Source organism: Psychrobacter sanguinis, assembly GCF_020736705.1.
In the GTDB taxonomy this organism is placed as follows: Bacteria; Pseudomonadota; Gammaproteobacteria; order Pseudomonadales; family Moraxellaceae; genus Psychrobacter; species Psychrobacter sanguinis.
The window spans coordinates 1,274,683-1,296,555 of sequence record NZ_CP085990.1 but is presented as its reverse complement, the minus strand read 5'-3'; the positions used below and the strand labels follow the sequence as shown (position 1 = coordinate 1,296,555).

At 42.0% G+C, this 21,873-nt stretch carries 19 protein-coding genes; 8 read left to right on the top strand and 11 right to left on the bottom strand.

What is annotated here, in order from left to right; genetic code table 11:
* Window positions 1-252 precede the first annotated feature (252 nt).
* From LK453_RS05485 to LK453_RS05465, 5 genes are all read right to left on the bottom strand, one after another.
* A complete protein-coding gene (locus tag LK453_RS05485; RefSeq protein ID WP_227945196.1) occupies window positions 253-1,308 on the bottom strand; it encodes an IS701 family transposase in 1,056 nt (351 codons plus the stop codon).
* Window positions 1,309-1,606: 298 nt separating this feature from the next.
* A complete protein-coding gene (locus LK453_RS05480) occupies window positions 1,607-2,095 on the bottom strand; it encodes a hypothetical protein (RefSeq protein WP_201537610.1) in 489 nt (162 codons plus the stop codon).
* Window positions 2,096-2,145: 50 nt separating this feature from the next.
* Window positions 2,146-2,862: a ribonuclease PH gene (gene rph, locus LK453_RS05475; RefSeq protein WP_007395899.1), complete on the bottom strand. Its 717-nt coding sequence runs from the start codon at window positions 2,860-2,862 to the stop codon at window positions 2,146-2,148.
* A gap of 139 nt (window positions 2,863-3,001) precedes the next feature.
* The gene (locus LK453_RS05470; protein WP_007395900.1) at window positions 3,002-4,768 is read right to left on the bottom strand and encodes an AMP-binding protein; all 1,767 of its coding nucleotides are present in this window, start codon (window positions 4,766-4,768) and stop codon (window positions 3,002-3,004) included.
* 361 nt (window positions 4,769-5,129) lie between these two features.
* On the bottom strand, window positions 5,130-6,860 hold the full coding sequence (locus LK453_RS05465; protein WP_007395901.1) for an AMP-binding protein: 1,731 nt from the start codon (window positions 6,858-6,860) through the stop codon (window positions 5,130-5,132).
* A gap of 625 nt (window positions 6,861-7,485) precedes the next feature.
* Between LK453_RS05465 and parC the strand changes: the two genes are divergently transcribed.
* Together parC and LK453_RS05455 are read left to right on the top strand one after the other, a co-directional pair.
* Complete coding sequence (gene parC, locus LK453_RS05460; protein WP_007395902.1) at window positions 7,486-9,786, top strand: DNA topoisomerase IV subunit A; 2,301 nt, start codon at window positions 7,486-7,488, stop codon at window positions 9,784-9,786.
* A 60-nt stretch (window positions 9,787-9,846) separates the two neighbouring features.
* A complete protein-coding gene (locus tag LK453_RS05455) occupies window positions 9,847-11,037 on the top strand; it encodes a L,D-transpeptidase family protein (RefSeq protein WP_227954069.1) in 1,191 nt (396 codons plus the stop codon).
* Between the two features lie 37 nt (window positions 11,038-11,074).
* Here the strand turns inward: LK453_RS05455 and LK453_RS05450 are convergent, their stop codons facing one another.
* From LK453_RS05450 to LK453_RS05435, 4 genes are all read right to left on the bottom strand, one after another.
* On the bottom strand, window positions 11,075-11,617 hold the full coding sequence (locus tag LK453_RS05450; RefSeq protein WP_201537606.1) for a hemerythrin domain-containing protein: 543 nt from the start codon (window positions 11,615-11,617) through the stop codon (window positions 11,075-11,077).
* A 305-nt stretch (window positions 11,618-11,922) separates the two neighbouring features.
* Window positions 11,923-12,621 carry a hypothetical protein gene (locus tag LK453_RS05445; RefSeq protein WP_007395906.1) on the bottom strand — a complete coding sequence of 233 codons (699 nt, stop codon included), beginning with the start codon at window positions 12,619-12,621 and terminating at the stop codon, window positions 11,923-11,925.
* Between the two features lie 105 nt (window positions 12,622-12,726).
* Window positions 12,727-14,076: an FUSC family protein gene (locus tag LK453_RS05440; protein WP_007395907.1), complete on the bottom strand. Its 1,350-nt coding sequence runs from the start codon at window positions 14,074-14,076 to the stop codon at window positions 12,727-12,729.
* Between the two features lie 53 nt (window positions 14,077-14,129).
* A complete protein-coding gene (locus tag LK453_RS05435) occupies window positions 14,130-14,687 on the bottom strand; it encodes a DUF421 domain-containing protein (protein ID WP_007395908.1) in 558 nt (185 codons plus the stop codon).
* Between the two features lie 404 nt (window positions 14,688-15,091).
* On the opposite strand from LK453_RS05435, the gene LK453_RS05430 reads away from it, so the two are divergent.
* The 6 genes from LK453_RS05430 to LK453_RS05405 all read left to right on the top strand — a co-directional run bounded on the left by LK453_RS05430 (window position 15,092) and on the right by LK453_RS05405 (window position 20,084).
* The gene (locus LK453_RS05430; protein ID WP_201541961.1) at window positions 15,092-15,247 is read left to right on the top strand and encodes a DUF1328 domain-containing protein; all 156 of its coding nucleotides are present in this window, start codon (window positions 15,092-15,094) and stop codon (window positions 15,245-15,247) included.
* Window positions 15,248-15,492: 245 nt separating this feature from the next.
* Window positions 15,493-16,473 carry a metallophosphoesterase gene (locus LK453_RS05425; protein WP_007395910.1) on the top strand — a complete coding sequence of 327 codons (981 nt, stop codon included), beginning with the start codon at window positions 15,493-15,495 and terminating at the stop codon, window positions 16,471-16,473.
* Between the two features lie 265 nt (window positions 16,474-16,738).
* Window positions 16,739-17,299 (top strand): 5-(carboxyamino)imidazole ribonucleotide mutase, encoded by a 561-nt coding sequence (gene purE, locus LK453_RS05420; protein ID WP_007395911.1) that lies wholly within the window; start codon window positions 16,739-16,741, stop codon window positions 17,297-17,299.
* A gap of 132 nt (window positions 17,300-17,431) precedes the next feature.
* Entirely contained in the window at window positions 17,432-18,625 is a 1,194-nt protein-coding gene (locus tag LK453_RS05415; protein ID WP_007395912.1) for a 5-(carboxyamino)imidazole ribonucleotide synthase, read from the top strand.
* Between the two features lie 26 nt (window positions 18,626-18,651).
* Entirely contained in the window at window positions 18,652-19,101 is a 450-nt protein-coding gene (locus tag LK453_RS05410) for a YaiI/YqxD family protein (RefSeq protein WP_044298570.1), read from the top strand.
* Between the two features lie 341 nt (window positions 19,102-19,442).
* The gene (locus tag LK453_RS05405) at window positions 19,443-20,084 is read left to right on the top strand and encodes an NAD(P)H-binding protein (RefSeq protein ID WP_007395914.1); all 642 of its coding nucleotides are present in this window, start codon (window positions 19,443-19,445) and stop codon (window positions 20,082-20,084) included.
* Window positions 20,085-20,296: 212 nt separating this feature from the next.
* On the opposite strand, the gene LK453_RS05400 is transcribed toward LK453_RS05405, so the two are convergent.
* Complete coding sequence (locus LK453_RS05400) at window positions 20,297-20,812, bottom strand: GNAT family N-acetyltransferase (protein WP_007395915.1); 516 nt, start codon at window positions 20,810-20,812, stop codon at window positions 20,297-20,299.
* Between the two features lie 27 nt (window positions 20,813-20,839).
* Window positions 20,840-21,829 carry an EF-P lysine aminoacylase EpmA gene (epmA, locus tag LK453_RS05395; protein ID WP_007395916.1) on the bottom strand — a complete coding sequence of 330 codons (990 nt, stop codon included), beginning with the start codon at window positions 21,827-21,829 and terminating at the stop codon, window positions 20,840-20,842.
* Window positions 21,830-21,873: the final 44 nt, after the last annotated feature.

Below are 21,873 nucleotides of genomic sequence, written 5' to 3'. Positions count from 1 at the left end.
TAATCAGGGCAATCGCACTACAAATTGATTTTAGCTACATTTTAATTAATTATTGACCTTTTACAGATGTTATCACCAATTTTCGGTCGCAAATAATAAAAATACGAGATACATAAAAATATTTTAGTTATAGTTTCTAACTATTTAACACATTTTATTTAGATAACCTAATTTAAAGCGGCTATTTTCTATAGTGCGATTGCCCTGACCTTTTAATCTTGTCCCTATTAGCCTTATACTTATTAACTGAAGTTACGCAGCCCTAAGCAAAGTCAGCTCATCGAAAGCCGCTTTTGAAGCCGCGACAAGAAGTTTAGCTTTAAGTGCGAAATGATTTAATTTAGTGGTTAACTTCAAACATTCAAGCTTAACCGTAGCACAAATAGATAAAAACACATGATTGTGCATTGCCCGTTTAGAATGGGCAGGCGACTTAGCCAAACTGGCATTTTGCTTGAGTGACTTATGAAACACTTCTATTGCCCAGCGTTTTTCATAAAGACTCATGATCTTATCAGCAGGGAGTTGTGAATCAGTACATACCAAATATAGCACACCTAAGCTACCGTCTTTGTTTGTAAAGACTTGGCGTATAAAGACAACCTCATGTGGGTAGTCTTTTAAATAGCCTGTCATGGCTTTTTTATCTGGTAGTCCTATCTCATCAATTCGCTGATAACGAGACTGTTTTTTGTCTTGTAGATTCAGAGCGATTAAACGATTGGATTTAAGGGCTGCGATTACATGCTTATCTTTTTTGCGAATATGCTTTAAAGTCTGTTTACTGGTAAACCATGAATCCATCAGCACATAACGGAACTTAACTTGGTTGTGGCAAGCGGTATCAACCATGTCTCTTAGTAACTCATTCTTGGTTATCGTGGCTTTGCGTTTGGTTTTTCGAGTACTGATATCACTGTAGCAAATCGGTTTGGTGACAATGTGAAAGGCTATTGGTATCGAGACACCCTCACAATGGTACAAACAGTTCAGTAGGTTGATGCCTTTGACTGTGGTGTTTGTCGTATGGTCATAGTGCCAGCAATTTGTCTCATTTTCTTTGGTATGGGGTTTTGCTTGTATGGTGTCATCAAATATCAGTACACCGTCTTCGTTTTCTATATCACGTATGGTCGGTTTGACCTGTTGCCATAGATGCTTTGAAGTGTACTCGCTATTTGTTAAAAATCTGGTCACAGCATCATGACTGATGCTACCCTCCATCATCGCCGATAAGCCTGTGGCTGTGGTTTGACCAAAGCTACTGAGTTGATAGTCTGTGTATAAGTCAATCATGTCTTTATTCATGGTGGCAGTATAGCGTTTGTTTAGGTCTTTGCGTAACTTCAGTTATTAACGCTCATGGCTAACTCACCGCTTATTTAGAGCAGTGTTATCGATATTGGACAGAAATAAGATTTACAAGGAAGTAGAGACAGTTATAAATGTTGAGAGGGTGAGGGGCGAAAGAAAGGTACACAAATAATCGAGAGGACTACTTAAGAACAGCAATAGACAAGAAGGCCCTGCTATAAAGGCCTATCCATAAGAATATGCAACTCAGAGAGCTGTAAATGTACGATAGCAAAGAATTTTGTAAAAGCGACTAGGAAGACTGCATCTTGATATTGGCATTACGTTTGCCAAACTGCTGACCTTGCAAGATGGCCCGCATTACTTGAGCTTCTTTTTCGGTATCAAAGCCAGATACCTGACATTTGGTATTGCCCTCTGCTGTCGTTATGGTCAATGAGGTGCCATTAACACTGACAGTTTCATTGGCACCTACAATAATCTGTTGGGTTTTGCCAAACTGATTTTGTACAAACATCCCTGGCTGTACTTTTACTAAGCCAGAGTTGATGTGATTTTGAGTCCCTTTTTGAGCGTTAAGCAGTCTATTAAACACATAGCTGCCCACGACCAATAATGCCAAAGCGCCTATCGCAAGACGCTCTGGCAGCAAACTCATAGCGATTGCCACACCCAATGCCCCAGCCAATAAAGCCACACTGAACCAAAATACGCCATTGCCCTGACCACTTGCTTTGCCTGACAACGTTATGTTGGCACCATTATCCGTAACCTGTAGCATAATTTGTGTATCCTATTGGCTGACTGAGCTAACTATGGACTAATAATCGTTTACCAGCCCAGGGCAGTTTGTTGTAACTTAATCAAATCAGCAATGCCTTTTTCAGCCATCGCTAGCATTTTGTCGGCTTCAGCACGGGTGAAAGGCTTCTCTTCAGCGGTACCTTGAATCTCAATAAACTCGCCTTTTTGAGTCATGACCACATTTAAGTCCGTATCACAGCTTGAGTCTTCTTCATAATTCAAATCAAGCAGAATTTCGCCATTTTTCACCCCAACAGAAACCGCAGCGACCAAACCGACTAAGGGATCTGCTTTCAGTTTTTTCTTTTGTTGTAGTGACTCTAATGCATCAATTAAAGCAATAGCCGCCCCAGTGATACTCGCGGTGCGGGTGCCGCCATCTGCTTGCAATACATCACAATCTAGATAGATGGTATTTTCACCCAGTTTGTTCAGATCAACCATCGCTCTTAAACTACGGCCGATTAAACGCTGAATTTCTTGGGTACGTCCAGACTGTTTGCCACGAGCGGCTTCACGCTGATTGCGGGTATTAGTCGCACGAGGTAGCATACCATATTCTGCCGTTACCCAACCTTGTCCTTTGCCTTTCAACCAGCGAGGTACGCCTGATTCAACACTTGCGGTACAAAGTACCTTGGTATCGCCAAAACAAACCAATACTGAGCCTTCAGCATGTTTGGTGTAATTACGCTCAAAAGTGACCGTACGCAGTTGATCCAGCTCGCGGTTATCTATACGCATTGCTAAGTTATATCCTTTATCTTTGATTCAGTGGTTATTTGAGAGGGCAGGTAAAGCTTAATAAGCCCCCTGCCCCTGATAAGTTCGGTCATCGTAACGTGATGACTAAGCAATAGCAAGTATTAGTCGTCGTCGAAAACTACTCTAAACCTTCCATTTTACGAAGCTCTTTACGTAAGATTTTACCGACGTTTGACTTAGGTAGTTCGTCGACAAACTCGACAATACGAGGACGCTTATAACCGGTCAATTGTTTTCTACCAAAATCAATCAGTTCTTGCTCGGTTACCTTCGTACCTGGTTTTTTCACCACAAATATTTTAGGATCTTCACCGCGATTGTCACTTGGAATGCCGATAGCACCTACTTCTAATACTGCAGGATGCTGTGCCATAGCCTCTTCAATTTCGTTGGGATAAACGTTAAAACCAGATACCAAAATCATGTCTTTTTTGCGGTCGACGATTTTGATAAAGCCTTTTTCATCTAAGATACCAATATCGCCTGTTTTGAAGTAACCATTTTCAGTGAAAGCTTCTTTGGTGTCTTCAGGACGGTTTTGATAGCCCACCATAACCTGTGGTCCTTTCACACAAATTTCACCACGCTCACCCACTGGCATCTCATTGCCTTCATCATCAATTAAGATGATATCGGTGCCTGGTGCAGGTACCCCAATCTTAGCTGTAAACTCAGAGATATTCATTGGGTTAAAGCTCACCACAGGTGAAGTCTCAGATAGACCATAACCCTCTACAATAGGCAATCCGGTAATGTCATGCCATTCTTTAGCCACACTGGGTAGTACTGACATACCGCCACCAATAGATGCTTTTAGATTAGAGAAATCCAATTTTTTAAACTTCTCATTGTGGACCAATCCATTGAACAAGGTATTTACAGCAGGAATATAAGCCGGCTTGTATTTGTCTAGATCCTTAATCAAACCCTCTAAGTCGCGTGGGTTAGGAATAAGTAGCGCCGTATAGCCTGCATGCATAGAGTACATACCACATACCATAAATGAGAACACATGGTATAAAGGCAGGGCAGCTAACAGAACCTCACCACCATTGGTGTCTCCAAAAGCAGCTCTCATAACCGTGTCAATCTGTAACATATTGGCAGTAAGGTTACCGTGGGTCAGCATGGCTCCTTTGGCCACCCCTGTGGTACCGCCAGTATATTGTAATAACGCCACATAACTTTGGTCCAACTCAGGACGCTTATACTGATGTGCTGACACTGAGTCCAAAGCTTTTTTAAACTTAACGCTGTTTGGTAACGAGTAGCTTGGTACTATTTTTTTGATATGGCGTACCACAGTATTAACCACTAGGCCTTTTACCGTACCAAGCATATCGCCTAAACTACAGACGACTACGTGTTCGATATCACCTTTGTCTTTCACGTCTTCAAAAGTCTTAGCGAAGTTCTCAACGATAAATATCGCCTTAGCCCCACTGTCAAGCATTTGATGTTCAAGTTCACGACTGGTATATAGCGGGTTGACGTTGACCAAAATCATGCCGGCACGCAAAATACCCAACGAAACGATAGGATATTGCAAAATATTAGGCATCATAACCGCTACTTTATCGCCCACTTTAAGCCCTAAAGACTGTAGGTAAGCAGCGATTTGACGACTACGATTGTCTAACTCACGATAAGTCAGCTTAGCACCCATACAGATGTAAGCATCACGATTGCCATAACGGGCGAAGTTGCGTTCAAATACTTCCAATAAAGAGGTATCATCCGCAGGCTTTTCAATCGAAGAAGCTAATCCATAACGTTCATACGACTCGAGCCAAGGGCGGTCACTAGGAATGTCAGGATAGGTCGGGAAAATACCGTGAAGTTCACTTATGTCGTTTTGATTGGTAGGATTAGATGCTGTTGTCATTTCGTTACCTATATAATTATTTAATAAATGTATTATTAAAAACAACCCTTTATCTAATAAAGAGTTATGACAATAAAATTGAGTAAAAATGTAAGGTGATTACGGTTTATAGTACTTTTTTTATAACCACTTTGTTATAACCATCAACCCTACATTTATGTTTTTGGCATTTGTAAATAGCGGAGATTGCTTATGTAAGCTTGTTAAGCCTGTATAACAAATCCATTTTCTTCTTTTTTTCACATAAAAAAAGGACACGCCAATTGCTCGTATCTTTTTTAATTAATCCCATTGAGTTTTTATTGTACTCGGTAACTACCCAAACATAAAGTATGATATTTTAAGTTATTTTGTACTAAAACTAGGCTTTATTCTTTGCTTCTTCAATAGCACGTAAATCCTTACGTAAAATCTTACCTACGTTTGATTTGGGTAACTCATCAACAAATTCAACAAAACGCGGACGTTTATAGCCGGTTAGATTCTGTTTGGCATAATCTAGAACTTCTTGCTCAGTCAAGCTTGGGTCATTAGCCACGATAAAGATCTTCGGCACTTCGCCGCTCTTATCACTTTCAACCCCAATTACCCCACACTCTAAGATTTTGGGATGATGTGACATGACGTCTTCTACTTCGTTTGGATAGACGTTGAAACCTGAGACGATAATCATGTCTTTTTTGCGGTCAACAATCTTGAAGTAGCCCTCTTCGTCCATTACTCCGATATCACCGGTACGGAAGTAACCATCTGGGGTCATAACTTCAGCCGTTGCCTCTGGACGTTTCCAATAGCCCTTCATCACCTGAGGGCCGCGCACGCTAATCTCACCGCGTTCACCAATAGCAACTTCGTTGCCTTCTTCATCTAGAACGGCCATATCTGTCGCTGGGAATGGCACCCCAATATTACCAGGAAACTCATCTAGACCCATAGGGTTGGCTGAAGCAACTGGCGAGGTCTCTGATAAACCATAACCTTGAACGATAACGTTGCCCGTCCCTTCTTTCCACTTCCTAGCGGTGTCTGTTAGTACAGCCATACCCCCGCCCATAGACATCTCAAGCTTACTATGATCTAGTGATCGGAAATCTTCATTATTAATTAGGCCGTTAAACAAAGTATTAACTGCTGGGAAGAAGGCCGGTGGATAATCTTTATAAGCTTTAAGCAAGCTTTTGCCATCACGTGGGTTGGGCACCAATGAGTTAATACCCCCTTTGCGCAATCCGTACATACAGCAAACCGTAAATGAGAAAATATGATATAGCGGTAAAGCGGTCATAATAACCGGCTGCTCATTTAATTCCTCATACTTGTCAAAAGCATCGCCGATATAAGTATCGGCTTGAATCAGGTTAGCAATTAAATTGCCATGAGTTAACATTGCCCCTTTAGCAACCCCTGTGGTACCCCCAGTATATTGCAGCACCGCCACATCTTCTAAACCAATATCGGTAGGACGTTTATATTTCTTTTTAGCCCCAACTTTCATCGCTTTTTTAAAGTTAACGCTGCCTGGAATATTGTAAGCAGGTACCATTTTCTTAACATGGCGAACCACAGTGTTCACGATAAAGCCTTTTACCGGACTCATTAGGTCGCCCATAGACGCAACGACCACATGATCCACGGTCTTGCTAGCAATATCAGCATAAGTTTTGGCAAAGTTTTCTAGGAGAATAAGGGCCTTGGTATCTGAATCTTTTAGCTGATGTTCAAGCTCATGAGTGGTATAGAGAGGATTGACGTTCACCAAAACGAAACCGGCACGGATAACGCCTAGGATACAAACTGGAGATTGTAGAATGTTGGGCATCATTACTGCCACTTTATCGCCTTTTTTTAGGCCCCGTGACTGTAAGTAAGCGGCGATATTTTTGCTGTAGGTATCTAAATCATCAAATGATAGCTCTTGATTCATACAGACAAAGGAAATTCTGCCATTATACTTAACAAAGCTTTCTTCAAAGATTTCAATTAAAGAGGTATTGGCTGGTGGCATTTCAATATCGTATTGCATGCCAAACTTTTCGTAAGTTTTTAACCAGGGTTTTTCATTGCGACGAAATTGAGTGGTTTGATTGTCCATAATCTATGGTACTCCTAAAGCTATGCTTAATTTGCTTAAACTGTATGATGTAATGGCACATTTCATTGTTAAAGAACAATTAAACGGCATCTTATGTTAATTTGTTATCTAAAATACACTATTTATCTTATAAATGACAACTAATATATTGATAACGCAGGGCAATCGCACTATAGAAAATAGCCGCTTTAAATTAGGCTATCTAAATAAAATGTGTTAAATAGTTAGAAACTATAACTAAAATATTTTTATGTATCTCGTATTTTTATTATTTGCGACCGAAAATTGGTGATAACATCTGTAAAAGGTCAATAATTAATTAAAATGTAGCTAAAATCGATTTGTAGTGCGATTGCCCTGATTGATAACGGCTGAACTATACTGTGCTTAAGTATCCCTTTAAAATCAAGAGACTTTCAATTAAAAAGCTTATAAAATTGAGGCTCTCTAAAATACAATATCTGGCGTCATCAGTTGACGCATAGAACCTTTCCTACCTTTTTTAATCACCCAATATCCTATACGATATCCTTATACGATACGCTAACTCTATAGTGGTTAGATTGACCCTACTGTTATAATGACTAAATAACTTTTTATATAAAATAAGGCAAAATTACCGATTATGTCTGATATTTCTAATATCCCACCTAGCGCTACTGTCATACCTACTGAAGCAATGGATACCCGTTCTGTCGCTGAATTTACCGAACAGGCTTATCTGAACTACGCCATGTATGTCATCATGGACCGTGCCCTACCGCATATTGCCGATGGCCTAAAGCCGGTACAGCGCCGAATTATTTATGCCATGAGCGAACTGGGTCTTAAGTCGACTACTAAGCCTAAAAAGTCTGCACGTACTGTCGGTGATGTTTTAGGTAAATATCATCCTCACGGTGACACAGCCTGTTATGAAGCCATGGTATTGATGGCTCAGCCTTTTAGCTACCGTTATCCACTAATTACTGGGCAAGGTAACTGGGGTAGCCCCGATGACCCTAAATCTTTTGCCGCCATGCGCTATACCGAAGCCAAGATGTCAGCTTATGCCAATACGTTATTGGCAGAATTAGCTCAAGGTACAGTAGATTGGCAAGATAACTTTGATGGCTCAATGCAAGAGCCAGTGACTCTACCGGCACGCCTGCCCAATATTTTATTAAATGGTACCACCGGTATTGCAGTTGGTATGGCCACCGATATTCCGCCGCATAACCTAAATGAAGTGGTGCGTGCCGCCGTACGTCTGTTAAAAAATCCTGAACTATCGGTCAAACAGCTTACCCAGTCGATACCAGCCCCAGATCTGCCCACTCCTGCGGAAATTATCACCTCCAAAAAAGACCTACAGGCAATGTATGAGTCAGGTCGTGGCAGCTATAAAATGCGCGCTGTTTATCATGTCGATAAGCAAGAAAAGAACCTAGTTATTATCGATGCACTTCCTTATCAAGTTTCTGGCAACAAAATCCAAGAACAAATCGCCAAGCTAATGATTGAAAAGAAACTGCCTTGGGTAGTGGATATTCATGATGAGTCAGACCATGAAAATGCGTGTCGCATCGTGTTAGAGCTGCGTTCTACGCGAGTAGATGTAGACCGAGTAATGAGCCATTTGTTTGCCAGCACCGACCTTGAGACCAGTTATCGGGTCAACATGAACATGATTGGGCTTAATGGTAAGCCTCAGGTCAAAAACTTAAAAGAAATCTTAGAAGAATGGCTAGTTAGCCGCCGTCAAGTGGTGACCCGTCGCTTACTATTCCGTCTGGACAAAATTGACAAACGCCTACATATATTGGCAGGTTTATTAATTGCCTACCTCCATATTGATGAGGTCATTCGCATTATTCGTGAAGAAGACGATCCAAAAACAGAGTTGATGAATCGCTATGATCTGAGCGAAGTGCAAGCCAATGCCATTTTAGACATTCGTTTACGTCAATTAGCCCGTCTACAAGAAATTGAGCTACGTACCGAAAAAGACGAGCTAGAGGCTGAGCGTGCCATTATTCAAGAATTACTCGATAATCCTGAAAGCCTGACTAACTTGATGATTGAAGAGTTAGAGGCAGACATGAAAGAACATGGCAACAACCGTGTTTCACCTGTGGTAGAACGTAATGAAGCCACTGCCCTAAAAGAGTCTGACTTAGTGCCTAGTGAACCCATTACCGCTATCCTATCAAAAGCGGGCTGGATTCGTGCTGCCAAAGGTCATGATGTCGATGCAGCAGGCATGAGTTACCGCTCAGGTGACAGCTATCAGGCCCATATACGCAGTAAATCCAATGAGAAGATTTACATTATGGACAGTACCGGTCGCAGCTATAACATTGATGCCCACACCTTAGCTTCTGCCCGTGGACAAGGTGACCCACTGACCAGTGTATTAAAACCTGCCTCTGGCGCCAGTTTTGAGCAACTGCTTGCCGGGGAAGACGAACAACGTATTATTTTGGCCAGCTCACAAGGCTATGGCTTTATTAATACCCTAGGCAACTTAGAAACCAATCAAAAAGCAGGTAAAAACGTCATTAACTTTGACCAAGATGCCAAACTGCTTAAAGTGGCTTATATTGATGCCAAACCCATATCAGATGAAGATACTGGCAGTGAAGCACAAGCGCAAGACCAAATCGCTGTGGTCACTTCAGCAGGCTATTTATTGATATTTGATATTGATGAATTACCAGAACAACAGCGTGGTAAAGGCAATAAGCTGATTAACCTTAAAGACGGTGAACAAGTAATTGCCGTCACTCCGATACATCATAGTGACAGCTTGACCGTTACTGCGGGTAAACGTCATGTGACCTTGAAGCCAATGGACTTAGCCAACTATACTGGTAAGCGTGGCAACCGTGGTGGTCAACTACCCCGTGGCTTCCAAAATGTGAGTGACATTGAGGTGGCAGAGTAATATTACTCTGCCTATCTGATAAATAACCATGCCCTTATAAATCTTGAAGTGAGAAAATTAATGTTGTTTATGCCTTCTACTTTGAGGCAGTTACCGTTAGGTAAACGCTTGCCAAACCGTGTTTTGATAGTTTCAGCTTTAATGACATCATTGACTCTCACTGCTTGCTCTCCCTCTAATAGCGAGACACAAGGTGTTAATTCAGACTCTGTTGAACAGTTTAAGAATGACCTATTAAGTGTATTAACCCCTGAAGCGTCTACGGAGACGCAAACCGAAATAGAAGCACCTGCTGAACCGGTAAAACAACTACAGCCGAATGTCAGCCAGCAATTTATTGGCACCACGGACTCACAGCAGCGTCTGGCCAAAGCCTTACCCGAGTTGCCTTACGACATAACAGACTTGCCACCAAAAGCGCAGGAAGTTAACCAGGCAATGTGGACACCTGAAGCGCCACTTGATGAAAACTTAATACTAAAAATCCAAGCGCTACTTACCTACAATCATCACTCTGTGGGGGCGGTAGATGGACGATTTGGAGAAAACGTCGTCAAAGCATTACAAGTCTTTCAAGAAAAGAATGGACTGCAAGTCACCGGCGATATTGATTCTGAAACTTGGAACAAATTGACCGAAGACAGTACTATTAATGAACAACCTGTCTTGGTTAATTACACGTTGACTGATGAGGACGTGACTCTAATCTCTAATCCTAAAGGGCAGCAGTTTGAAAGCGTGCTTGAAGCGGTCGCTGAGAAGTTTCATATGAGCCAAGGACTGTTGCTTAGACTAAATGCCGATACTTCCTTTGAAGCGGGCAATACTATTGTGGTTTATAATCCCTATCAGCCCAATGCTATCCCTGTACACCGAGTGGTCGCTGTGAAGAGTAAAAACCTGCTTTATGCGTATGATGAAAATGATACGCTTGTGGCCAGCTATCCGACCACGATGGGCAGCGTCTATAAACCTTCACCTAATGGCGAGTATAAGGTGTTGAGTCGCATTAAAGATCCCACCTATAACAAAGACTTTAAGAACCCAAAAACTGCTTTACCCCCCGGTCCAAACAACCCAGTAGGACGTGTTTGGATCGGTATTAATAAGCGTAGCTATGGTATTCATGGCTCACCCAATCCAGAAAGAATCAGTCGTCAAAACTCTTCCGGTTGTGTGCGCTTAACCAACTGGGATGCACTGGGGCTGTATGGCACGATTGAGGAAGGTGCCAAAGTAGAGTTTCTGTAGCATAAATATTAGATCTTATATTGGCGTACCGTCATCATTAACGTAACGCCAATATAGGCACCACCAAATCCTCTTCATCGGTTAGATGCTGCGATAAAAAATCGCTACCCGTAATTAGATTGGCATGCAGACGGTCGGCCAATGCTTTATCTTCCTGCTGCGCTTTTGCTAACTCATCATTTAAGCTTTGTAACTCATCCAATAAGGCATCCAGCCTAACATGATCTCGCTCCAGTATCTCAAACCCCGTTTTTAACTGAGGATAGGAGCTAACGAACTCTGGGAAAAATCCATGGTCTTCCACGCTGTGATGCTGATGTAGCTTTAGTACATGGGTGCCAATGCGCTGTAAAACCTGAGATCGATAATTATCCCAATTTAAAGCTCCCATCAAGTACTCTTCACTAAGCTGTCTCAAAATACGCTGACGCTTACGAATATTGGTATGTACATTTAGCCAGCCAGAAGTCTTGTAAGCGTAATCTGAGGAATACCATTGATTAGGCGGTAACTTCTCTAATAAAAAAAGCCAATCTGACTGCAAACGAGTCTCGGGATGACGGGGTTTGACAGTAGTCATTAGTAAAATCAGCTGTTTTTTCCAAAGTACTCTCCTTTATATAATAGCACCCATCTAAAAAGAATTATTAATTAACAATTCTAAATAAAATGGTTTTAATGTGTAGTATTAATATAATATTATTATTAGGAAAAACAACTGCTAACTGGGTATATCATTTGTAATACAGACAGTTTGTATGGGCCTCAGTTTTAAACCAGCATTTTAAGACCAGCAATTTAAAATCATTAATTTAAAAACGGCTAGTTTATAGGGACGATAGCCTGCCAGAGCACTTATTATGAACAGTTTGGCTTTGATAGTGGCTATAAGTGATGCCAAACCTCATTGAAAATCGCTTCTAAATTGGCTCTCATTTCGAGGGTTAGCTTAGTGCATAAATGTCGTAAACCATGTACTGGCACGCCCGCCACTTCAGTATAGGCATAATAGGTTTCCATCTTTCCCATCAGTGGCAGTTGTCTTAGCGTTATCTCCTGACCTTCACCGTATTGATCTAAAAATCGGGCAAAGGAGCGCCAACCCATACAAATAATATGTTTCGGCTGAATCTGCTCGATATCAAGTTGGGTCAGGGCTTGATGCTCTGCTTGCATCTCAGCGGGTAACGCCAATAACTGTGCTTGAAGCACTTCCTCTTTGGGCGCGGCAAAATAGGACACAAAGCTAGTCTCAGCACAGTTCTTAAGACGATTAATATCACCGCCACAAATTACATCAACGATGCGATTAGCATAACGGCTGCCCCGCTTTACATCATCAATATACTTACACTCGGTGATTTCAAATTCTTTCACCACTGCTTGAGCACGGCGTGCCTCGATGTCGCCCCAATCTTCTCGGTTACTATGACCAGGATTGATACTGACAAATAGCATATCGGGATGCGTGGGTTGTCCGGTAATGAAGTTACCGGTATAACACAGTGGATTTTCTCCTAGGATCAGATTTGCTTCTGCCACAAACTGATTTATTCTTCGTTGTTTGTCTTCAAAATAATTCATCGTTATTGCCCCTTCAATTTACTTTCGCTGTCTCTACACCTTTCCTCCTAACTGACGGCGGACGGCTCACGTCTTATGGCTGATTGTTATGGCTAACAATCAGCGTTAAACATCTAAATCGCTTTCGCCGCCATGGGCATGCATACGTCGTTGTTCTTGACGTTGATAACGAAGTCCTGAACCTTTATACCACTGAGCTTTACTGTCTTGAAGTAAGTCACTTAAGCTTTGTAATTGGCCTTGCAACGTTTGAGTTAACCAAAAATAACCTTGCCATTCAAAGGGAAGTGTATGCACGCTGGGATAATCGGATACTTGAATACGGGTAATGGGTCGAAACATTTCATCGCTTGGACTTCTTAGCACAGCGGCAATATGTCTCATACCTTGAGTCAACTCACGGTGATAATGGTCGACTAGAATTCTATTTTCTTCATCTATCGGACTGTGTGCCAGCTTAGGCGCGGCACTCAACAGTAAGTCAATAGTGCCTATAATATTGCGATGTGTGCGCTGAATCATATCTAAGGTAGCCACTTCTATACCAGATTCTCTAGCAGTGGCAGCAATATGCCCCCGCACCCGCAATAGCCGCTTATTAATTTCTTTGAATTGTGCCACCATATCAGTATTAACATAGGTGGCTGCAGAGGTATGTGTACCTATTTCATTGGTCGCCGCTGTGGTAGCCCCCAAATCTAAATGCACATGCTGGGCTTGCACTTGCGACGAGTCAGAGCCGGATTGAAAGGCATTATGATTGAAATTAGCACTGTCCTTATTAACCCCAATGGCCGGTGAGCCCGCTTCCGACTCAGCAAACCGATTGTCTAGCTTCGGGTCAGAGATATACGCCTCTACCCCATCGTACATATTGGCACACGCTTCTAAATTATTGGCCAACAAAAAACGCCACATTAGCGTCGACTTCAAGGGCACAATTAACGTGGCCGCTACCGCAATCAACGTCCCTATTAATACATTTAGACCCCGTGCCAGCCCATCGGGTCCGACACTGTCATCACTGGCGATAATCATGCACATCGTAATGCCGGTTAGCAGACCAATATAGCCCAGTTTTTTAATCGAGTAATAGCCGATAACCGAGCTTATAAGTCCTACTATTAGATAATATATCCACGCCACACCAAACAGATTTAACAAATGATGGCTTATCCACAATAATAATAAGCCCACAACAAGACCCAACAAGGTACCGATTATCCGCTCTTTGGCTTTGGTATAAATGGCGCCTTGATACTGTAACAACCCTAAAATGATAAATACGGTAATGGTCGACCACTCCGAATGAGGCATTCCGCTCCATTTGCTAATAAGCAGTGAAGTAACCACCGCGGTACCAAGTCGCATCGCATGTAATACGTCTGCATGAAGATAACGGGCATAAGGCTCTACTAATGGCGCCATTAAGCGTGATTTTAATGATTTATTCATGGTCTATAATTCTGCTGTAATCGGCACAAACAGCTTATTGCTCGGCCTTCGGACTATTTAAGTTTAGCATTATTAATTAAATGCTCACACTCTCTAATATCTTCAAATAAATCGATATCCGGTATGGTATCGTCTTGTTTACTCACGCTCATATCACCCGTGGTTTCCATTACTAGCGCAAATACTTGGCTTTTGGATTTAATGCCATTTTTGCGTAGGACTGTGCCAATGTCATGTTTTGATAGACTCGCCTCAGCGATATTATCCCAATAGTATTCGCCATGCGCCATTAATACGATCGGCTCATTATCCACCGCTTTTTTGAAGGGTTTAACTTTACGGCACAGAAAGGAGACGCTGCCTTGTAGTATGAATAATACCGCTATTGCCAACAGGCCTTTGCTTAGCGAAGGTGACTTTGATAACACCGTTGATGCCAAAATACTGCCCACAGCGACCGTCATTGCAAAGTCGTAACTGGTTAATTTTGCAAAACTACGCAAACCCATTAATCGAGTGAATAATATTAACCCAAAACAAAGCACGATACCCGTGATAGCGATAGCTACCCCTTCTTGCCAGTCCATCACAAACCATTTTGACCAATCCATAATATGTCCTTAACTTTTTTGAAAATTTGATTTAATCGTACAAGTTCTCCTTACACTAACTTCACTGATCATTTATTGAATCGCCTTTGGTTCTTTAATCAGCTCTTATTGCTAACTGTCCCTCTAGCCCTCTATAGCTCATTGAGCCTCTCATTAGTCATAGGGCTATTTTGAACTGAGGATAGGTTATGATCAGCGGCAGTCTGCAAAGTGATACCTAGAGTAATGTATAGTAATGTGACGAAATGTCTCTACAACACAACAATAGTACACTGAATGTATAACAATAACTTACGCTTTAGTTTTTAATCTCGGTTATTATTGATTCATGTTTTAGAGCTCGTTCAAAATTTATAACTGAACCGATTAATAAAAATTAACAACGGTTTTACAAGGAGGATATTATGTTTAGATGGGCTATTATTTTTGCGGTTATCGCTCTAGTGGCAAGTTTACTAGGCTTTGGTGGTGTGGCTGGTTTAAGTAAAGACTTTGTCTACATCTTCTTAGTAGTTGCAGTGGTATTATTTATCATTGGTTTTATTTCACGTAGAACCTAAATTGCCCTTAATGCTTTTTTATAAAAGCTTATGGTAATTTATGCTCTTTATAGTAACTACTTGCTTTTATAGTAACTAGTAAAGTCAAAAAACAAAAAAACACCTTCGGGTGTTTTTTTGTTTTTTATTATAATAATCAAAATCTTGTATAACGCCTCTGTCTGATTTAATACAGCAAACCGTGTCCTGTGCCATACTCAGTACTGCAAGCTACCACTCTCACTTTATCTGAAGGGAATCCATCAATGATTTATGACGTAATTGGAGACATTCATGGTCACGCCGATAAATTGGAAGGTCTACTCGAAAAGTTAGGCTATACGTTACGTGTGCATGAAACGTTAAATATTAACTACTATCAGCCTCCCGAAGGAAATCGTGCGATATTTATCGGTGACTTAATTGATCGCGGACCACAAGAGTTACAGACCCTTGAAATAGTCTATGCCATGATAGATGCCGGGGTAGCGGATGCAGTGATGGGCAACCATGAGTACAATGCTTTGGCATACGCCACGCTAGATAAAACGGCGATGCAGCAAGCTAATTGTAACCAAAACCTCTATTTACGTTGTCATAATGACACCCATAATCGCCAGCACCAAGCGTTTTTGGAGGAAGTGCCTTTTGGCTCGGAGGCACATCACTACTGGCTAAAGCGATTTGCTGAGTTGCCATTGTGGATAGAAACTGAACACGCTTGTTTCGTGCATGCCTGTTGGGATGTGGATAATATGGCGGTACTAAAGCCTATGCTAACCGAAGACAACCGTATTACCGAGGAAGCTTTGCAACGCACTGGACAAAAGCATTCGCTTGAATATGAGGCGTTAGAACGGGTTCTCAAGGGCGTAGAAATACCATTACCTGAGGGTATAAGCTTCACCGATAAAGACGGGGCAGTGCGTCACCGTATGCGAGTCAAATGGTGGCAGGGTTCGCTGCAAGGTCAACGCATTGTCGATATTGCTCGAGCACCCTACTCAGATTTGGCGCAGATTCCACAAGATATAGTTGTTGAAAATTTAGACTTTCAGCTGAAGACGCAAAAACCAGTCTTTATCGGTCATTATTGGCTAACGGGAGATCCGCAGCCTTTAAGTCCGCAAGTGGTCTGTACTGATTATTCAGCAGCAGGCACCGGGCACTTGACCGCTTATCGCTTTGATAGCAACAAGCCTTTGCCCCTGTCCACAGATAACTTTGTACAGTATATTGCGTCTTAAAATTATGTTGCCCCTTGGCATTGGCTTTGGCTTTATCTATCAGTAAATGAGCCAACCTTTGAATAAACTCTAAGTAAATCCCAGACAACGCCTAACTAAAACCTATAATTTGCTGTGTCGTGTGCAATTCTTCTAGTTGGTGTTTTGGTTGAATGACGAAAGTGCTGAATAACTGAACTGCTTAATGACTGAAATTTTTAAAAGTTACTTTTTATTAAGTTAAAAATTTTGTATGATGAATGTTTTTTGAAAGGAAACTCAAACCATGGCAAACGCCACAAATAACCCGCAAACCGATGCTCCTCTTGGACCTATCCAATCTCCGGCCGGCACGCCAAAAGTGGGTATTATCATGGGCTCTCAATCTGATTGGGCCACCATGAGTTTGGGTGTGCAATTATTGGCAGACTTTGGGGTGCCATTTGAATGTGAAGTGGTTTCAGCACACCGTACCCCTGATAAATTATTTGATTATGCTAAGTCTGCCAAAGACAAAGGCCTACAAGTAATCATCGCCGGGGCTGGTGGTGCCGCTCACCTACCAGGTATGTGTGCCAGTCAAACCGAGCTGCCTGTATTGGGTGTTCCGGTGAAATCATCAACCTTAAGTGGTTGGGACAGCTTATTATCAATTGTGCAGATGCCAAAAGGTATCGCTGTCGGTACATTAGCTATTGGTACTGCCGGGGCTTATAACGCTGGCCTGTTGGCCATTCAAATCCTAGCCCTACAAGACGAAACACTGGCCAAACAATTGGTTGAGTTCCGTCAAAAGCAAACTGAAACTGTATTGGCTAGCCCGACACCAGGCGTAATCAATAGCTAAATTTGCTATACTTTACTGATTAATTTATCAACAAACTGGTGCTATTGGCACCTTTTTGTTTTTATATTTCCTCTAAGTTTTTGTAACCCTTTTAAGTTCCTATAACTTCTTTAACTGTATTAAGAGCCAAATATGACCACAGCCAACGCTTATCCTGCTAGCCAAACTATCCGCACCATTGGTATTTTAGGTGGCGGTCAACTCGGTATGATGTTGGCCGAAGCGGCCCTACCCTTGGGCTATCGCTGTATATTTTTAGAAGATGCGCCCAATTGCCCTGCCTCCCTATATGGCGAAGTATTTACCACCGAACAGCTCGATGACTTTGTGGCAGCCGCAGATGTCTTTACCCTTGAGTTTGAAAACACACCGGCCAAAACGGTCGCTTGGTTAAAGCAACTTTCTGACGAAGGCACTAAGCAAGGCATGTTCCCGCCTCCAGAAGCGCTAGAAGTGGCTCAAGACCGCTTAAATGAAAAAAATCTATTCAATGAGCTAGGTATCAAAACGGTTCCGTTTATGAGTGTCAACTCAAAGGCAGAACTTAAAGAAGCCAGTAGCCAACTTGGACTGCCACTGGTATTAAAAACCAGCCGCGGAGGCTACGATGGAAAAGGGCAATTTGTGGTAAAAACTGAAGCGGATATTGAAGAAGCCTGGGCCAGTTTAGGTGATGCAGTAACCGGCAAAGGCAACCTAACCCCGACCCCAGCACCGCTTATTGCTGAAGGTTTTATTAACTTTAGTCGTGAAGTATCGATCATTGCCACACGCGCTCAGGACGGCACAATGCGCACTTATGATTTGGTTGAGAACCATCATCACAATGGTATCTTGGCCAAGTCACATGCCCCTGCAGTAGGTACCAGTCATTTATTACCAGCAGCAAAATCGGCAATTGAAACCTTGATGACCCACCTAGATTATGTGGGTACTATGGCTTTAGAGCTGTTTGTCAGCAAAGATGAGCAAGGCAAAGACACTATCTTAGCCAATGAGATTGCCCCTCGTGTACACAATTCAGGGCACTGGAGTATTGAAGGTGCTGTTACCAGTCAGTTTGAGAACCATATCCGTGCAGTAGTGGGTTTGCCTTTAGGTGATACAGACAATGTCTATCCTTCAGTAATGTTAAATATCTTAGGCGAGTATCCAGACTTGGGCGAACTGCTAAAAATCGATGGCGCTCATTACCATACCTATCATAAAGAAGAGCGTGCTGATCGTAAGATTGCCCACGTTACGTTGATGCCAAACGATGTGGCTGCCTTAGACCAAGCCATCGATAACTTGGTTCGCATTCTACCCAACAAAATGGGTCTTTAGTAATGAGTAATGCCTCGAAAAGCGGTATGACTATTTGGATTGATGCGGATGCTTGCCCTTTGGTAGTGAAAGACCTCATTACCAAAACGGTCCTCCGCACCAATACTCCCGCTATTTTTGTTGCCAATCAGCCCATTAAAGTGCGTAAGTCACCGCTTATCACCATGAAAGTGGTCGGCTCAGGCTTTGATGTGGCTGATGACTACATTGCTGATAACGTTGCACCGGGCGATTTGGTAATTACCAGCGATATTCCACTGGCCAATGATGTACTCGATAATGGTGGGCAAGTGTTAACCCCGCATGGCATTATTTATGACAAAAACAACATCAAGCAAAAGCTAAATGCCCGTGATTTCATGGACACCATGCGTTCTACCGGCGTGCTTGATTTGACTCAGATGGGTGGCCAAAAGCCCTACTCTGATAAAGATAAAAAGCAGTTTGCTGATGGCTTAAATAAGTTGGTGCGTTAAGCTTTTAGCGCACTCGTCTTTTCAGCATTACTAATTTCTATCTAATTAATTGTGACCTGATTCATTAGGTTGCCTGTTCTATCCCTAACGCCTAATACTTGATACCTATTTAACTCATTGTGAGCCAACAATTACTATTTTTAGTATGGATTGTGGGCTTCGACTTGCAAAGCCTATACACTCTGCAACCAATCTCTAGCGTGTTCTCTACAACCTCTCACCCAATCCTATCGCTATTATTGTTACAGTAGCTATTGTCAATTAACGTCAAAATAAAAGACCGTTAATTAAATAGAACTAGACACTTAAAAACAACTAGAAACAATAATAGGAAAGTATTTATGAATATTTTAGTCATTGGCGCCAGTGGTCGAGTGGGCTCTGAATTGGTACAACAGCTTTTAGAAAAAGGCCATAAAGTAACTGGTACTTCACGTGATGATAAACGTTTATTCGAAAACGACAATTACACTCATATGACATTAGATTTAACCGCTGAAAAAGAAGAGATTGCCAAACAAATAGCGGCCAACTTTGATGCCGTATATTTCACAGCAGGCTCAGGAGGTAAAGCAGTATTAGAAGTGGATTTACATGGCGCAGTTAAGACCATGCAAGCCGCTCGAATTAAGGGACTAACGCGCTATATTATGCTAAGTACGGTATTTTCATTAGATACTAGCAAGTGGAACTTACCAGGTATTAATGAGTTAAAAGACTACTACATCTCTAAACATTATGCCGACCAATATTTGGTTGAGAACAGTACTTTAGACTACACCATCGTTCAAGCAGGTGCTCTAAAAGAACGCGCACCCACAGGTAAGATTGCCATTAATGCAGAATCCGCAGGTGAGAATGCCATTAAGGATGTGGCTGCTACTTTAGTAGCAGTATTGACAGCGGAAAACACCTTTAAAAAAGTATTTAGTATTCAAAATGGAGATACCGACATTACCGAGGCAGTCGCTCAAGTGAGCTAAGCTAAGTTTTGAAAATAACTAAGATTATGCGGAATAAGATTGAGCTAAGTTGAGTAAAACGACCTCAATCTTCCAATATTCTAGACCTAAGAAAGCAGTCTCAAAGGCTGCTTTCTTATTAGGTTTGTTCAATGATTTGTTTAACAGCTAATGCAAATTACCCCGACAAACGGCTGCTACAGAATTTTCTTAACAAGCCAAACTTTTTTAAATTACAGCAGTATTTGCATTTTATAGGCAACTAAATGCTGATTGCCCTCGTTATTAGCCTCATTACTTTCGGCTACTTTCTCGTAGATATTTCCAGTACACTCAAAACCATTGGCTAAATAAAACGGCTGGGCGGTCAAAGTGGACTCTGCTGTTAAAGTGCTAATACCCTTGTCTAGATATGCTCGCTTCACTTGATTCAGTAGTGCCCTACCAATACCCTGTCCTTGACTATTTGGCGCCACATAATTGAGTAATATCTCTCCCTGAGGTGATACTAATATAACGCCTTTTATCTGACCTTCCTGTCTAAATATCCAAGTAATATTATTGACCATCCACTGCTTAATATTACTTTGGGTCTTATTAGCAAGCCACTGCTCGATAGCTTCTGGGTTATTTTGATGATCAGCGACACAGGTGCGAATACTGTCTCTTATTACGCTTACAATCCCTTTTACATCTGACTCTTTGATATTCAACTCTTTGACATCTAAAGTGCTTACTAACTCTATCATCGGCTTTCCTTTTTAGCTGTTCTACTTCTAGGCCCGACCTATCCCAAAGCCAATAACCTCATCAATGCTTTTAGCCCCTGTCACTACCATTAATAATCTATCTATGCCCAAGGCAATCCCACTACACGCTGGTAGATGATCACAAGCGGCCACTAGACGCTCATCAATGGGCATAATAGGTAGTCCACGGCGGGCTCGCTCTTCATTATCCGCCTCAAACCGGGCTTGCAAAGCAGCTCCATCTGCCAACTCATCGTAAGCATTGGCAATTTCTATACCGTTTATATATAGCTCAAAGCGCTTGGCAACCTCATTGCCCTGTTCATCGGTCTCTACCTTGGCTAAGGCCGCAGTGGCAGGCGGATAGTCGGTAATCAATGTCGGCGACTGATAGCCGAGGTTAGGTTCAACCAAATGACTAAACAATACATCTAACCAGCCTTGACGGTCTTCTCCTAAATCCAATCCGCCCAGAGCGTTTTTCTCGGCAGCTGCCTTGATTGTTTCAAGACTGGCAGTTAACGGATGGATGCCCACATAATCGATGAAAGCTTTGCTATAGCTGTAATAGGTCAAATTCTGTGACTGTCCATAAACGGTGGTTAATAAATCAGACAGTTCAGCAGCCAGTGCCTCAAGGTCAAAGCCAGGACGATACCATTCGAGCATGGTGAATTCGCTATTGTGACGGCTACCAACTTCATTATCTCGAAACACCGGACAAATTTGATAAATCGCTACCTTCCAACTTGCTAGCATTCGCTTCATCGCAAATTCAGGTGAAGTATGTAAATAATGGGTTTGTGGCTTATCCTGTACCGTGACGTTAGTCGATATCGACGGCACAAAGACATCGGTATTTCCTGCCTTTGACATCAATGGGGTCTGTACTTCAAGCACCTGACGTTCTGCGAAGAACTGACGAATTTGAGTCAACATCTGCGCTCGCTTGTGTGCCATTTTGAGGCTCATGCTAGGATGATAGTCGCAGCAGTTGGCTGGGTTTGAATTTGACATAACTTTTTCTTAAAGCAATTTTATGAATCAATGAAATATGAGTG